Source organism: Bifidobacterium sp. UMB1197, assembly GCF_030217745.1.
Taxonomy (GTDB): Bacteria; Actinomycetota; Actinomycetes; order Actinomycetales; family Bifidobacteriaceae; genus Bifidobacterium; species Bifidobacterium vaginale_B.
Genome location: NZ_JASOOL010000002.1, coordinates 14,524 through 30,676 on the forward strand (window position 1 = coordinate 14,524; position 16,153 = coordinate 30,676).

Here is a 16,153-nt window from a genome sequence, read left to right on the forward strand (position 1 = left end):
TTGTGTAATACTGTAAAATCGCCATATTCTAAGCATAGGGGGGTGTATGTCTGAAATAAGATTGAGGAAAGCAACTCTTAGCGATCTAAAAGATATTGAAAATATTTATAAGAGAGCAAGAGTGTTTATGGCAAATAATGGCAATCCTCATCAATGGGGAGATCGTTTTCCTCTAACATCTAGTGTTATAGAAGATATTCGTTTGAACCGTTTTAATCTTCTTGTAGACACGGACCCAGACTTTGGAGAAGAGCGCATTTTGGCACAATTTGCACTGTGCGAAGGGACTGATGAAGTCTACGCAAAGATTGACGGAGCGTGGCTAGATGACGTTTTGCCATACGTTACAATCCATAGACTTGCATCTTCGGGAGTCAAGCCAAAAATGGCAAGAGAGTGTTTAAAATGGGCCAAGAGCAACTACTCTAATGTTAGAATCGACACTCATCCCGACAACTTGATTATGCAAAAAGTTATTTTGCGAGAAGGCTTTAGCAAGTGTGGTCTTGTTGTAATTCCAAATCGCGCGCATAGTGCAACTAGAATCGCGTATCAATGGTTGCGCTCGCATAATCATGTAATACGGTATTAGAAGTATTAGCAGTATTGAAATGTAAGTCAAAAATACTTGCATATATAGTAGATATAAAAGTAAACGTAAAACTAAAACTAAAAGTAAAGGCGCAAGATATGTGTAAAAATTCGAGTATACAAGCGATTTTGCAAGAAAACTATGCTCGCGCCTTAAGCACATACCCGGGGCAGGTAATCGTAGATTTAAAAGCGCTAAGAGATAATATGCGAACTCTTGTTGAGCGTGTTTCTAAAGATTTGAAGCCTGGGCAAAAATCGCCAGCAGTTATGGGAGTTGTTAAAGCAGACGCTTATGGTCACGGGCTTATTCCTAGCGCCCTTGCAGCTCTTGCAGGGGGAGCGACTTGGCTTGGTACAGCTCAGCCTTACGAGGCTTTGCGTCTTCGTAAATGTGGAATTGACTCAAGCAGATGCCGTATTCTTACGTGGCTTACCAGTGCTCCAACGTCTCTTTTTGCAGATTTAATAAACGCAGATATTGATATTTCTGTTGGCTCGCTGGATTCAATTGACGCTGTTGCGCTCGCCGCTAAATCGCTTGGCGCTACCGCTCGCGTGCACGTTAAGGTAGATACAGGATTTGGCAGAAACGGTTTTACGCCTGCTGGCTTTAGTGATGCTTTAAAAAAACTTAGTGAATATTCTAGTCAAGGATTAATTGAGGTTATTGGCCAGTGGAGTCATTTGGCTGTTGCTGATTGCCCAGATGTTCCAGAGTTTGTGGCGTCTACAGATAGGCAAATTGAGCAATTCCACGATTTTACTCAAAGAATGCGCGAGGCTGGTTTGGAGCCTAAAATCCGCCATTTAGCTAATACGGCTGCAACCCTTAACAGGCCAGAAATACGATTTGAGCTTGTTCGCCCAGGAATTGGATTGTACGGATATGAGCCAGACCCCGTTATGGGAGTGCCTCAAACTTACGATTTGCGTCCAGCTATGACTTTGCAAGCGCAGCTAGGAACAGTTAAATCTGTAGAAGCGGGGCATGGAATTTCGTACGGCCGCACATATTTAACGCCAGACAATACAAGCACAGCAATAGTTCCACTCGGGTATGCGGATGGCATTTTGCGCGCTTCTAGCGGATTCGATATGCAAGGATCAAGGCATGTTAATAAGCCTGGAGGTCCAGTTCGATTTGAAACTAAAAATGGCCCTTTGCTTTTGCATGTTTCGGGGCGCGTTTGCATGGATCAGTTTATTGTTGACTTAAATGGCAGTGCTAAAGATCTTGGAGTTAAAGAAGGAGACACAGTCAGGCTTTTTGGCCCAGGAAGAGGCTTAGAATATGCGGAGCCAACGGCAGACGATTGGGCAGCAGCCGCAGGAACAATAAGCTACGAGATTATGACGGGGATTGGCCCTAGAGTTCCTCGATTGTATAAAAATGCTTACGAAGTTCTGCCTAAAGAAGACATAAAAATGTTAGACCAAAAGAGCTTGATTTAGCGATTTAGCGATTAGTGGAGGAGGTTTTTAATGTGCGATGATGTTATTGATTCCGATAACGAAGTTGTTGGAGAATACGATTTGCACGATACAGAGCGTTGGGCAAGTGAGCCTCATCACACTCGCGCTCGCACGCCATTTGAGCGAGATAGAGCCAGAATAATCCACTCTTCGGCGCTTAGAAGACTTGGCGCAAAAAGTCAGGTACTTGTAGCAGGCTCCGACGATTTTGCTCGCACGCGATTAACGCACACATTAGAAGTTGCGCAAATTGGTAGACAAATCGCTTCAATGCTTGGAGCAGACCCAGACGTTGTAGATTGTGCATGTTTGTCTCACGACTTGGGTCACCCGCCTTTTGGGCATAATGGCGAGCGCGCGCTTGCAAAAATCGCCAGCAACATTGGCGGATTCGAAGGAAACGCACAAACTCTTAGGCTTTTAACACGTTTAGAGCCTAAAGTTTTTAGGGAAAATGGCGCTAGTGCAGGCGTGAATCTTACGCGTGCGGCATTAGACGCAGCCGTTAAATACCCTTGGGGTCTTGATGAAGCAAAAGCGCACGATAAAGGCGAGCGCGATTTAAAATTCTGCGTTTACCCAGACGACAGGGAAGTTTTTAATTGGCTAAAAACTGGCTCTCCGCGTGAATCGAAGCCTATTGAGTGCCAGATTATGGATCTTTCTGACGACATTGCATACAGTGTTCACGATATTGAAGATGCAATTGTTACGGGAGCTTTTAATCCAGAGCTTGTTTCGGATTCAAATGTTGCAGATCAGGTTATTCAAGAAGCTCATAATTGGTACGGAACTCAGTGGGATGCGGATAATCTTTTAGCTGCTTTTAAGCGTTTACGCGCTCGCAATATGTTCCCAGATTCGTTTGATGGTTCTAGAAGATCGCTTGCACACTTAAAGAACATTACTAGCGCTTTAATCGGCAGGTTTGCAAGCTCTGTTGAGCGCGCAACTCGAGAAAAATACGGCAACGGCGCCTTAATACGCTATCGTGCAAACATTGTTATTCCGCCAGAAACATCTTACGAGATAATCGTTCTAAAAAGTTTGGCTGTGCATTTTATAATCCAGCCTAGGGAGCGCGAGTTTTATAGGCGTGAGCAAAAAATCCTAACGGATTTGGTGGAGGTTTTTATGAGCAAATCTCCACGAGCGCACGATGCTATGGAATCTGTGTTTATAAGCGATTGGAATGCTTGCTCTAGCGAAGATGAGCGTTTAAGGGTTGCTATTGATCAGGTGGCAAGTCTTACAGATGGATCGGCTACAGCTCTTCATGCCGCTTTGTGCTAAATCTGCGTCTATTTGCGCGAGTGTTTTATAGCCGCTGGTTTGCGATAAGCTAGAGATTATGGCTGGAATGATTGTAAAGGAAGACGTTGAACGCGTACGCGCGGCTGCAGACTTGTACGATATTGTATCTGCAACTGTTACGCTTAAGCCTTCTGGAACGGGTACTTTTGTGGGGCTTTGCCCGTTTCACGATGAAAAAACGCCTAGCTTTAGCGTTCGTCCAGGTTTAGGTGTTTGGCATTGCTTTGGCTGCGGTGCTGGCGGAGACGTTTTTAAATATGTTGAGCAAAAAGAAAACATTGATTTTCGCGAGGCAGTAGAGCTGCTGGCAGACCGATACCACATTGAAGTTCATTATGACCAATCGCAAGAAGGCAAAGATAATTCTCACAAAGGTTCCAAGCGTGCTCGTCTTATAGAAGCAAACGAAGAAGCTCAGCTTTTCTTTGCGTCTCAAATCAACTCTAAAGAAGCAGCTCCAGCGCGTAGTTTGCTTGCAGGACGCAATTTTACTCAAGCTCAGTGTGAGCGTTTTGGTTGCGGATACGCGCCTAACGGCTGGGATAATCTTGTTCGCTACTTGTCTAATAAGGGTTTTACTCGTCAAGAATTGTTGGATGCTGGCCTAGCTCGCCAAGGTCAGCGCGGGATTTACGATTACTTCCGCGGCCGATTAACGTGGCCTATTCGAGATTCTACAGGCCGTACTTTGGGCTTTGGCGCTAGAAAGCTTTACGACGACGATTCCATTAGCGCAAAGTACATTAACACTCCAGATACCGTGTTGTACCGAAAAACGCAGGTTCTTTACGGAATTGACATTGCTAAATCGAATATTGTTAAAAAGCGTCAAGTTGTGATTGTGGAAGGCTACACAGACGTTATGGCTTGCCATTTAGCTGGTGTAGATACAGCTGTTGCAACTTGCGGAACTGCTTTTGGTGCGGAGCACGCAAAGATTATTCGTCGTCTTATTGCAGACGATTCTTTGGGAGCGATTCAGCTTGTGGGGCCTGTAAAAGTAGAAGGTCAGCAAGTTAGTTCGCGTATTGTTTTTACTTTTGATGGAGATGCTGCTGGTCAAAAAGCTGCTCTGCACGCTTTTGGCTTAGATTCAGCGTTTTTAACACAGACTTTTGTTGCTGTTGCAGATAACAACTTAGACCCTTGCGACTTGCGTATTCAGCGCGGCGACGAGGCTGTTCGCTCTTTAATTGCACGCGCCAACCCGCTTTACGATTTTGTAATCGACACTGTTATTCGTCGTTTTGACACGTCGTTTATAGCTGGAAAGATGGGCGCTGTTAAGGCTGTTGCTCCTCTTGTTGCACAAATTCGAGATAGGTCTTTACTTGATTTGTACACTAGAAAAGCCGTTAGAAATATTGGTGTTGATTTAGACGTTATGCGTAAGGAGGTGGAGTCTGCTAGAAGACGATTGCACGTTGTAGACGAAGACGCTTATTCCAGGTCTTACTCAAGCGACTTTGCGCAATCAGCAATGCTTAGAAATTCCATCGCTAGCGCCAACGCAAACACCAATATGAACGCTGCTGCAAACAGAAATGCCATGCTTAGAAGCGCGTACAAGAATCAAAGCTATTACAAGGTTGATGATTCTGTGTTTATGTGCGAGCAGCAGTTTATGGCTGTTCTTATGCAGTCGCCTCTAGCGTTTAGCGGCCAGCTTTTTGCTCAACTTACTTTGAATAATTTTATTACGCCAGTTTTTAGAACGCTTTTCCAAGCATTTGTTGCAGCTGGAGGCTTGCCTAGCACAAATATTAGCCAAGGTCTTTGGCTGCACACTATTACTAAGGCTGCAGGCCCATTGTTAGAAGGAGTTATTAACCAGCTTTCGGTAATGCCTCTTCCATTGTCTTCTAATAAAGGCTTGAGTGCGTCTTCTGCAGTTGGCTCTTCGACTGCTTACGATTCGAGTGGTGTTTCTACAAGCGAATCTCCATCCGACCTTTTGCGAGTTCCTAGTGAAGAGGAGCAAAAGTATGCAAACGAGTTGCTTATTAAGCTTTTAGATGTTGGTTTTATGCGTAAAATTGGCGCTCTTAAGCTTAAAATGAGCAAACTAGAAAATGGAAGTGAAAAGCTCAATCTTTTAGGGCAGATTACTAGATTAGAATCTGCACGCAAAAATCTTCAGTCGCAAATTCTATAAGATGTATCAATTACTTGTTTTGTCTTTATATACCGAGATACGCGATTTATATATAAATGTGTAGCTATGTAAGAAAGAAGTGTAGAAACAATGTTTTTATTACCTGATCAGCAGTTGAATCGCTGTACAAGAGTTATGCAACAACGCCTATATCCGTATATAAATACTGTTTTATCGCACTGTAAAATTCGAGCATATGAGATTTCTGGAGAACCTATTTCTTCTGGCGAATTCTTCTCTAAGCTAAAAAGAAACGATATTGTGTTTCGCTCATTTAATGTTCCAGGTGTTTGGGGAACAACTTGGGGCACAACGTGGTTTGAAGTTACAGGGTCGATTGATTTTTCAAAGGTAAAAGGGCGCAAAGTTGAGCTAAATGTTGATTTAGGTTGGATTAGCAATCTTTTTCCTGGTTTTCAGGCAGAAGGATTAGTGTATAACATTGATGGAAGAGTTGTAAAAGCTGTAAACCCTTGTAATCATTGGGTTCCGTTGGTTGATGAGCATAATAATCGTTCGATTAGTATTGATGAAAATGGTAATTTTACTTTATATTTAGAAGCTGCAGACAATCCATTTGTTGAAGGATCTACTCCATTTTCTCCTACTGATTTAGGAGAGCGTGCTACTGGAAAAACCGAATGTCAATATATGTTGAAGTATGTTGACGTTACTGTTTTTAATCGTAATATTTTTGATTATTACATGGATCTTGAGACTGTAAGTTCTTTGATGCGCGAATTAAGCGATGATAATCCGCGTTATTGGAAACTGGCTAAAGCTTTACAGCGCTCCTTAAATGCATATGATGAGCATGATTTTTCTACCGTTCAAAATGCTCGTAAAGAGTTGCATGATGTATTAAGCTGCCCTGCTGCAGCAAGCTCTATAAAGCATACGGCTGTTGGGCATGCTCATATTGATTCTGCTTGGCAATGGCCTGTGCGAGAGACTCATAGAAAGGTTGCGCGCACAATATCTAACGTTTTAGCTCTTATGGATGAGGACCCTGATTTTACTTATGCTATGAGTTCTGCTCAACAATACGAGTGGCTAGAAAACGAGCATCCCGATTTGTTTGAGCGTATGAAAAAGAGGATTAAGGAAGGACGTTTTATACCCGTTGGAGGTATGTGGGTTGAGTCTGATGTAATGATGCCATGCGGTGAATCTTTAATTCGCCAAATGACTTTTGGTAAGCGCTATTTTAAGGAGCATCTTGGCGCCGATCCGCATGGCATTTGGCTTCCAGACAGTTTTGGTTACACTGGCGCATTGCCTCAACTCGCTCGCCGCGCTGGTTTTGATTGGTTCTTAACTCAAAAGATTTCTTGGAACGATACCACTAAATTCCCACATCATTCCTTCCTTTGGGAAGGAATAGATGGTTCTAGGATTTTGGCTCATTTTCCTCCATCTAATACTTATGCTTCATCTGTGAGCATGCATGAGTTAGTTTATTCTCAACGCAACTTTTTGGATAAAGATTTATCTGATCACGCAATATTGCTATACGGTTTTGGCGATGGCGGTGGCGGGCCTACTCGCGAGATGACTGCTCGTATTAGGCGTGATTGCAATTTAGAGGGGGCTCCTAGAGTTGATTTTGGCACTCCTGATGAGTTGTTTGAAAAAATACGAAAAGATATTGTTGACGATTCAAATGGTGATACACCAGTGTTTAAGGGTGAGCTTTATCTAGAGTTGCACAGGAAAACTCTTACTACTCAGCAAGATATGAAGCGCTATTGCCGCATGGAGGAATCATTGTTGCGTGTGGCTGAATATCTTGCTGTTTTAGCCCGAGTTTATGCGCCAGAATACCGTTTTAATAGCAATGAGCTTACTAAAATTTGGAAGACTTTATTGTTGAACCAGTTCCACGATATTCTTCCAGGCTCTGCTATTGCATGGGTTCATAGGCAAGCTAGAGAAGAATATGTTAGAGATATTTCTTGTTTACGTAAAATTATTTCAGATCTTGCTAATGCGATTGTAAAAGCTAACAGCGCGACTGGCACCATTAGCGCGATTAATATGCGTGAAAATGTAAAGTTATTGACTTATACGGGTAAAAATGAGGTTGCTTGGAATTTATATCAATGCAATGAAAGCAGTAAAAATAGTAAAACAACTGTAAAACACAAAAATGATGGTGGAATAATTCTTAATAATAGTGTTTTAAGTGTGACTATTGAACGCGATGGCACAGTATCTTCTGTTAAAGATATTAAATTTAATCGCGAGCTAATTCCATCTGGTTATCGCATGGCTCAATACGAGATACTAAAAGATGAGCCGTATCAGTGGGATGCGTGGGATATTGAGCGAGATGCATTTATGAGGAATCGTAAGATTGATGATTCTTCAATTGTTTGTGTTAAAGAACTTTTATCGGGCGGTGTGTCTGTTGAAATCTTGGCATGTAAAAAAGATATAAAGATTAAAACAAATATAGTTTTAGAGCCGTGTGTTAAACGACTTGATTTTCATGCGCAAGTTGATTGGAAAGCTAAAGAGCAATTTTTGAAAGTAGATATGCCAACATCTATATGTTCAAATAATGCGCAATATGAGTGTCAATATGGTTTAGTTGAAAGGCCAATAGTAAAAAATACTCGTAGTGATGATGCAAAGTTTGAATCATGCACGCATAGGTTTGTTCGCATAGAAGATTCCTCGTATGCTGTAGCTGTTGTAAATTCGTCTACTTATGGCGCTGATGCTGAGCTGATTGGCGATTATTCTTCATCTTGTGGAACTATGCTTAGATTATCTTTGCTTTCTGCACCTCTTTACCCAGATCCAAATACGGATCAAGGTAAGCACGAATTTACTTGGTCATTTATTGCTGATGCAAATATGGATTCAGTTTTAAGTACAGCTGATCTTTTGAATTCGCCAATTATTGATAAGCTTCCAGATGTAGATCCGCTGTTTACGATTCATAGAAACTCAGGTTTAATTGCATTAGATTGGGTTAAGCTAGCTGACGATTGTTCTGGAGATATAATCTTGCGTATTTACGAGCCAGCTGGTGGCTGCGCAAGTGGGCAAATAAAACTCAATAAAATCTTGCGTGCGGCTTCGATTGAAGAGGTGGATCTTATGGAAATGCCCGTGTTGCACGGTATGCCTGCAGCTTTGCGCAAGAATAATGACGCGTTAAATATAGAATTACGTCCTTTTCAGCTATGCTCATTGCGTATTCACGTTGCATCTGAAACTACAGTTTCTATTAATTGATAGGATGTTGAGAGTTTATGGAAAATAAAGAAATTGATTCTAAAAAGAAAATAATAATAGATACAGATTGTGGTTCGGATGATGCTATGGCAATTGCCATGGCTTTGAATGATCCTAGATATGAGATATTAATGTTTTGCACTGTATCAGGAAACGTGTGCATGGAACAAGCGACTATTAATACGCTTACTACTATCGAGCATGCTGGTTCATATGAGCCACCTGTATATAAAGGAAGTAGAAGCATGCTGTTACGCGATTTGGCTTATGCTCATGAAACTCATGGTAGAGATGGAATGGGTGATATTGGTCTAGTGCCTCATCGCTTGAAAGAAAGTAATGGTAATGCTGTTTTGAAAATGATTGAAACTTTAAGAAACAGTGAAGATGGTGAAATAGACATTATTGCATTAGGGCCATTAACTAACATTGCTCTAGCTATTAAGGTTGATTATGAAGCGATGAAAAAAGTTGGTCGCATAGTCGTTATGGGATCTGCTGGTTTAGGCCGTGGAAATGTTTCTCCTGTAGCAGAATTCAATATTTGGCAAGATGCAGAAGCTGCAAAGATATTAGTTGATTCTGGTCTTAAAAATATTATGTTTGTTGGATGGGACGCATGCTTGGGAGAATGTATGCTGAATCCACAAGAAATTGCTAATATTCGCAAAAGTGGAGAACTCGGTAAGTTTGTTATTGATTGTAATAGGGAATTAATGGAAATGAATGTTAGCCGTTTTGGTGATGCTTATCTAGATATGGCTGATCCATCTGCCGTTGCCGCTGCGTTATATCCTGAATGTATAAGCGAGTGCACAAAATATTATTGCCAAGTTGATGCAACTCCTGGACCAAGTTATGGCTCAGTTCTTGTTGATGCTAATTTCTTCTCTGGTAAAACTCCGAATGTTGAAATATGTAGTAGGCTTAATCCCGAAAAATATAAAAATTACATTTATCGTACTTTGCATGTTGTAGATTAGCAAAAATTGTTTTTACCAATCTACAACATGCTTTAGTTGCCAAAGTCAATGTCTCCAAGCTTTTCAATAAGCTTCATGTTTTCGCTATAATCCACTGGGCAAGATATAACGTCAACACCGCTTTCTTGAGCCAAAGCCTCTTTAAGCATGTTGTATAAGTCTTCTGGCTTTTGTACAACGTGGCCTCTTGCGCCAAAGCTTTCCGCCAACTTTGGAACATCTGGATTAGTAAAATCAACGTATTCGTGTTCTCCAGCGTGCAAGTCCATCTTCCACTTAATCAAACCGTACGCGTTGTCTTCCCAAACCAAAACCACCATTCTAGAACCAACGCGAACAGCGGTTTCAATCTCTTGAACGTTCATCATAAAGCTGCCGTCGCCCATAACAGCAAGAACAGGCTTTGTGTTGATTTTTCCACTATTATCTTTAATAAACGATGCTCCAACAGCTCCAGGCAAAGTCCAAGCCATTGTAGAAAGACTGTTGTCTATAATGCACGTATTTGGATGCATTGTTGGGTAAAGCCTTGCCATCCACATTTTTAGTGCGCCAGTATCTACAAGAACCTTAGTTCCTTCTGCAACAGCACGACGAGTATCGTAAACAACGCGCTGAGGCTTCATAGGAATGCTATTATCGTTTTCAAACGAACGCAACTCGTCTGTAATCATTTGACGAATCTTTGGGTGAGTTACGTCAAAAGTAACGTTTCTATCTTTAAGCACGCTCGTAAGCGCTTTAAGCGTTTGGCCAATATCTGCCATAATGTTTAGCGCAGTAGGGTAGTGAGCGTCTGTGTCTTCAACAAATGTGTTTATGTGAATAATCGTCTTGTCAATATTTGGATTAATCTTCTTAGGGTCAAATTGCTGAATTGAGAATCCTACAGCAATAATCAAATCTGCTGTATCGAAAGCAAAGTTCTCATAATCTCTATGCATAAACCCAACTACGCCAAGAGCATTCGGGTGATTATCTGGGAACACACCTTTGCCTTCAAACGTTGTTGCAACTGGAACATTAAGCTGTTCTGCAAAATCTAGAAGCTGTTCTTGAGCGTGGCTTCTTGCAACGCCGTTTCCTGCAAGAATAATCGGCCTTTTTGCTTGGCTAATTATTTTAGCAGCTTCGTAAATTGTGTCTGGAGCTGGAAGAATGTGTAACGGCTTTGGAAGTGGAAGTGGCTTTGCGTCTTCTGGCACACTCATTTCGCTAATATCTTCTGGAATAACAAGGCAGGTTGCTCCTGGGCGCTTTCTTTGAGCGATTGAGAAAGCTTTGCGAACCATTTCTGGAGCTGTGCTTGGAGCAAGCATCATAGAAGACCATTGAGTAATTGGCTGGAATAATGCTACTAAATCAATGATTTGGTGAGATTCCTTGTAAAGTCTAGAAACGTTTCCTTGAGCGCATATTGCAACAAGCGGAGTTGTGCTTGCATTGGCTTGAGCTACAGGAAGCGTAAGATTTAGCGCTCCAGGCCCCAGTGTTGCCAAGCATACGCCTGGCTTTCCAGTAATATGCGCATAAGTTGCGGCCATAAAACCAGCGCCTTGCTCGTGGCGAGTGAGCACAAAGCGTATGTTTCCATTTCGCTCAATTGCCTCTAAAAGCGGAATGTTTTCTTCGCCTGGAATTCCAAAAACAACCTCAACACCTTCGTTTACAAGGCATTCTACGATTAAGTCTGCTGTGTTTCTTTTATGGCTTGCTGTTTTTTGAGCTTGCGATTCTTGATTTGTCATAATTGCGTTTCTCGCTTCGTGCTTAATATGATTGTTAGCCTTGCGACTTCTTTTCCATTTATAATATAGACATGCAAGACATGTGCATTTTGCGCGTGTCACAAAAATGGGCGGATTTTTACCTATTCGCTTTATGGCAAAACTAAAGCACTTTTGAGCTTATATGCCTTGTTATTTCAACGATTTTGTCGGAAATTTTTGCCCCTTTGGATTGGGTCTCTTATACAATTTTATAAGTTGTGTATTTTTGTTACGGAGGAACGATGAGGCGTTGGCTTCTGAATCTGGTCAAATGTGAGACCATCCTTATTGTGGCCGCCGTTTTAGCTGTTGTTTCTTGCTTTTTTGTTCCGCCCGATGCACAATATTTTAGCTACATTCACGTAAACACTATTTCTCAGCTTGTTTGCTTAATGATGGTTGTTTGCGGATTCCAGCGAATAGGCGTTTTTAGAAGTATTGGCGCAAATCTTCTTAGAAGAGTTAGAACTGAGCGCGGATTAGTTCTGGTTCTTATGTCTCTAACGTTTTTCTCGGCAATGCTTATTACTAACGATGTTGCACTTGTAACCTTTGTTCCTTTTGCGCTTTCTGTTTTAATGATGGCAAATGCCGAAAAGCATGCGATTCTTGTTGTTACCTTAATGACTATTGGTGCAAACGTAGGCAGTATGCTAACTCCTATTGGCAATGCGCACAATTTGTATCTTAAAGCGCTTACTGGAATGTCTACGTACGATTTTCTTTCTATTATGGCTCCGTACACGCTTACTGCTGCGATTCTTATGGTTGCGTTTGCGTTTGTGTTCTTTAGTTCTAGAAAAGTCGATCAGTTTGAAGGATTGCATGGAGACGACATTGAGCAGGGCGTTTTGGCTCCGCACGCTCAATCGCCTAAGCCAGACGAGATTCGCGTTATGGGCTATGGTGTTGGCTTTACTCAATGGCGAGTTGTTGTTTACAGTCTTTTGTTTATTTTGTGCTTGTGTGGAGTAGCTGGCTGGATTCCAGACTGGATTATGGTTTTGGCAGTTGTTATTGCCTTTATTGTTTGCGATTCGCATGTGTTCCGTGCTTTGGATTGGGCTTTGCCTCTTACGTTTATAATGTTCTTCATTTTTATTGGAAACATGCGCAGGGTTCCTGGATTTACCGAGATTGCGCAAATGTGGGTTGGTTCTCACCCTATGGAAGTTTCGGTTGTTTCTAGTCAAATGATTAGTAACGTTCCAACAACTATTTTGCTTTCTGGATTCTGCGACCAATGGAAGATGCTTATTATTGGCACTAATCTTGGCGGCATGGGAACGCTTATTGCGTCTATGGCGTCTTTGATTTCGTACAAGAGCATTACGCATAAGTATCCTAATAATAAGGGTCGCTACTTGCTTATGTACACAATTGTGAATCTTCTTTTCTTAGCTGTTTTGATTGGTTTGGCCTGGATTATTGAGTAGTTTCTGGCGTGTGTTCTGGCGTGTCTTTTAGCACAATTATTGTGATTATTTTCACATATTTTTATGTTATTGCTCAATGAAAAACCAGAAATTTTCACTTTATATGCGATTTTGTTATATTATTTTCTGTTAAATCGCGATTATACGTAATAATTTTCATTTTATTTGTGATTGGCCTGAAAATCAGCAAAAATTCAATATAACATTATAACAAATTTATGTCTTGGCTTATCTATTATTATGACTTTTGAATCAAATAAATTCGGGCATTCTGGTTTGACTTAGTTAATTACACTATCTCTCTTGTAATTTTCGTTTCATGCCAAAATGCGTCTAAAAATATTAACATACAAAATAAGGAGAGAACTGTGAACGGTATTTTGTCTATACTGCTCGATGTTTTCCGTCAACCAGCTGTAATAGTTGCAATGATTTCTTTGATTGGACTTGCAGTTCAAGGCAAAAGTTTTTCTAACATTGTGCAAGGTTCTATTCGTACAATGGTTGGATTTTTGGTTTTGGCTGCAGGCTCTGGCGTTGTAACTCAAGCGCTTGATCCGTTTGGAAGCATGTTCCAATATGCTTTCCACGTTCAAGGTGTAGTTCCAAATAATGAGGCGATTATTGGAACCGTTCTTTTAAAGTACGGCTCGGAATCTGCTCTCATCTTCTTCTTTGGAATGATTGTAAACATTATACTTTCCCTAACATCTCGTTTTAAATTCATTTATCTAACTGGTCATGTTGCTTTCTACATGGCTAGCATGATTGCAGTAATCTTCAATGTTGCAGGTTTTAACACTTTAGCCGTTATTATTTTCGGCTCTCTTGCACAGGGCTTATTTATTACGATTTCTCCAGCGTTGGTGCAGTCGTTTATGCGTAAAGCTTCTGGCGAAGATGACGTAGCACTTGGTCACCCAGCTAGCAGTGGTGTTCTTATTGGAACTTTAGTTGCAAAGCTTACTCGTTCTAAAAAGCATCCGTCTAAGTCTACCGAAGATATTAAGTTCCCGTCTGCCTTTGGATTCTTAAAAGACACTACGGTTTTGATTGCGCTTTCAATGGCCATTATTTACGTTGTGGTTGCTCTTTTTGCAGGCCCTGAGTTTATTGAGTCAAAGCTTTCTGGCGGCCAGAACTTTATTGTGTTCGTTATTCTTAAAGCAGCAATGTTCTCTGCAGGTGTTTTTGTTATCCTTGCAGGCGTTCAGGTTGTTTTAGATGAGATTGTTCCAGCATTTAAGGGAATATCTGAAAAATTGGTTAAAAATGCTAAACCAGCACTGGATGCTCCTATGACCTTTGGTTTTGCTCCAAACGCCGTTCTTATTGGATTCTTAGCAAGCTTTGCTGGCGGAATCGTTGGAATGGTTATTATGGCTTTAGCTGGCACAACGGTTGTTATTCCTGGAATTGTTGCGCACTTTATGGCTGGTGGTGTTACTGGCGTATTTAGCAATGGTCAGGCAGGTAGAAGAGGATGCATTATAGGCGGTTTTGTTAATGGCCTTGTTATTACATTCTTGCCTTTGCTTCTTTTGCCTGTTTTGGGGCATATTGGCTCTGCAAATTCAACCTATTCCGACGCCGACTTCGGTGCGGCAGGCGTAATACTTGGCTATTCAAACGTTGCGGGCGGAAGAATTTTGATTATTGTTGCAATTGCCATTTTCTACGTTCTTTTCTATGCGTCGTCAATAATGTTGACTCGTTTAGAAAACAAAAAGTTGAATCGCCAGTAGTAATCAATTTGCTTCTGGCGCGTCGAATTTATATTGACCTAATAGGCTGATAATATAGATTTGATATATAGTCAAAAAGCAGTTTTGTAAGAATTGTCTTAGAGTCATTGTCTTATAGTCATTGTCTTGGGATTATTGTTTTGGGGTTATTGTCTTTAAATCATGATTTTTAGGCAATTCTTACAACGCTTTTTTAATCATTCTGTTTGGAGAGTGAATTTTGACCGAAGGTGTACCTAAATATATAGCAGTGCGCGATAACCTTAGAAAGCGCATTGACTTAATGCAGCCGCAGGAGCAGCTCCCTACAGAATTGGAATTGTGCAAGCAATACAATGTTAGTCGAATAACGCTTAGGCATGCAGTAGATAGTTTGATTCTAGAAGGCTTGCTCGTTAGAATCCAAGGAAAAGGAACTTTTAGAGCAAAGAATATTGTTCATAGTGCTAATCGCGAAGTTATATCGGATCAGATTCAAGGGTTCTATCAAAATTATTCCGAAAACAATGCAAACGTGCGAATCAAGGTTATTCAAAACAGCATTGTTAAAGACGAGTCGGCTGCGCAAAAACTTGGACTAGACGAATCAGAAGATTTGATTTGCATAAAAAAATTAAAATACGTTGATAACGTTTTATCAAGTTATATTGTTGTTTATCTTTCGGCATCTAGGTTCCCTAAGGTTTTGGATATCGATTTTTCTAAGCAATCAATAGTGAATTTCTTGGAAAGCGATTATGCTGTAAAGCTTTACGAAAATGATTTATTAATTCGTGTTGAACAGTTATGCGACGATATGTCTGAATTTTTGCATGTCAAGCCAAGTACGCCAGCGCTTACTGTTGAGTCGATTGTTAAAGATTCTTTTGGCTCTATAATCGCCTTTGGCGTTGGCATATATACGCCTAATTATGGAGATATTCAGTTTAAGATGCACGTTAGCGAGTAAGGTGTTGTAAGACTTTGTGCTGTTTTGTGTGTGCTGTTTAATTGAGGATACAAAAATCCCCGTTGCCAAATGAAATCAAATGGTAGCGGGGATTTTTTAAACTCTAATCAATTCGCAATTATGCGATATTAAAGAGCGTTGATTGCTACAGCAAGACCAGACTTGCGGTTTGCAGCCTGATTCTTGTGAATCACGCCACGGCCTGCAGCCTTATCGAGCTTCTGAGAGGCCACTGCAAAAGCAGCCTGTGCAGCAGCCTTGTCACCAGCGGAAATGGCTTCGCGAGTAGCGCGGATAGCAGTCTTCAAAGCAGACTTTACTGCCACGTTACGCTTGTGTGCCTTTTCATTGGTGAGCACGCGCTTTTTCTGCGACTTAATGTTTGCCACTATTACTCCAAACGACGTTTGCTATACTAAGGACATACAGTGAGCAAGCATAGCATGGTTTATGGATAAGTCCTCTGGGTAGTCGAGTTGCTACCATTGA

11 protein-coding genes are annotated in these 16,153 nt (G+C 41.2%); 9 read left to right on the plus strand and 2 right to left on the minus strand.

Annotated features, from left to right (window positions below):
* Positions 1–46: 46 nt before the first annotated feature.
* The 6 genes from QP420_RS01355 to QP420_RS01380 all read left to right on the plus strand — a co-directional run bounded on the left by QP420_RS01355 (position 47) and on the right by QP420_RS01380 (position 9,765).
* Positions 47–592, plus strand: a complete 546-nt coding sequence (locus tag QP420_RS01355; protein WP_415689644.1) for an N-acetyltransferase — start codon at positions 47–49, stop codon at positions 590–592.
* A gap of 98 nt (positions 593–690) precedes the next feature.
* Positions 691–2,046 carry an alanine racemase gene (gene alr, locus QP420_RS01360; RefSeq protein WP_481616354.1) on the plus strand — a complete coding sequence of 452 codons (1,356 nt, stop codon included), beginning with the start codon at positions 691–693 and terminating at the stop codon, positions 2,044–2,046.
* A gap of 30 nt (positions 2,047–2,076) precedes the next feature.
* On the plus strand, positions 2,077–3,360 hold the full coding sequence (locus tag QP420_RS01365) for a deoxyguanosinetriphosphate triphosphohydrolase (RefSeq protein ID WP_060786784.1): 1,284 nt from the start codon (positions 2,077–2,079) through the stop codon (positions 3,358–3,360).
* 58 nt (positions 3,361–3,418) lie between these two features.
* On the plus strand, positions 3,419–5,536 hold the full coding sequence (gene dnaG / locus QP420_RS01370; RefSeq protein WP_481616355.1) for a DNA primase: 2,118 nt from the start codon (positions 3,419–3,421) through the stop codon (positions 5,534–5,536).
* 90 nt (positions 5,537–5,626) lie between these two features.
* Positions 5,627–8,782: an alpha-mannosidase gene (locus QP420_RS01375; RefSeq protein ID WP_481616356.1), complete on the plus strand. Its 3,156-nt coding sequence runs from the start codon at positions 5,627–5,629 to the stop codon at positions 8,780–8,782.
* Between the two features lie 17 nt (positions 8,783–8,799).
* Positions 8,800–9,765, plus strand: coding sequence for a nucleoside hydrolase (locus QP420_RS01380; protein ID WP_481616357.1), 966 nt, complete (start codon positions 8,800–8,802; stop codon positions 9,763–9,765).
* Positions 9,766–9,797: 32 nt separating this feature from the next.
* Here the strand turns inward: QP420_RS01380 and QP420_RS01385 are convergent, their stop codons facing one another.
* A complete protein-coding gene (locus QP420_RS01385) occupies positions 9,798–11,513 on the minus strand; it encodes an acetolactate synthase large subunit (RefSeq protein WP_481616358.1) in 1,716 nt (571 codons plus the stop codon).
* A gap of 263 nt (positions 11,514–11,776) precedes the next feature.
* On the opposite strand from QP420_RS01385, the gene QP420_RS01390 reads away from it, so the two are divergent.
* The 3 genes from QP420_RS01390 (at position 11,777) to QP420_RS01400 (ending at position 15,664) form a co-directional block, all read left to right on the plus strand.
* Entirely contained in the window at positions 11,777–12,970 is a 1,194-nt protein-coding gene (locus QP420_RS01390; protein ID WP_481616359.1) for an SLC13 family permease, read from the plus strand.
* 368 nt (positions 12,971–13,338) lie between these two features.
* Positions 13,339–14,715 carry a PTS ascorbate transporter subunit IIC gene (locus QP420_RS01395; protein ID WP_060786778.1) on the plus strand — a complete coding sequence of 459 codons (1,377 nt, stop codon included), beginning with the start codon at positions 13,339–13,341 and terminating at the stop codon, positions 14,713–14,715.
* Positions 14,716–14,935: 220 nt separating this feature from the next.
* Positions 14,936–15,664 (plus strand): GntR family transcriptional regulator, encoded by a 729-nt coding sequence (locus tag QP420_RS01400; RefSeq protein WP_481616360.1) that lies wholly within the window; start codon positions 14,936–14,938, stop codon positions 15,662–15,664.
* A gap of 128 nt (positions 15,665–15,792) precedes the next feature.
* Here QP420_RS01400 and rpsT read toward each other — a convergent pair whose 3' ends face one another.
* On the minus strand, positions 15,793–16,053 hold the full coding sequence (rpsT, locus tag QP420_RS01405) for a 30S ribosomal protein S20 (RefSeq protein ID WP_004130697.1): 261 nt from the start codon (positions 16,051–16,053) through the stop codon (positions 15,793–15,795).
* Positions 16,054–16,153: the final 100 nt, after the last annotated feature.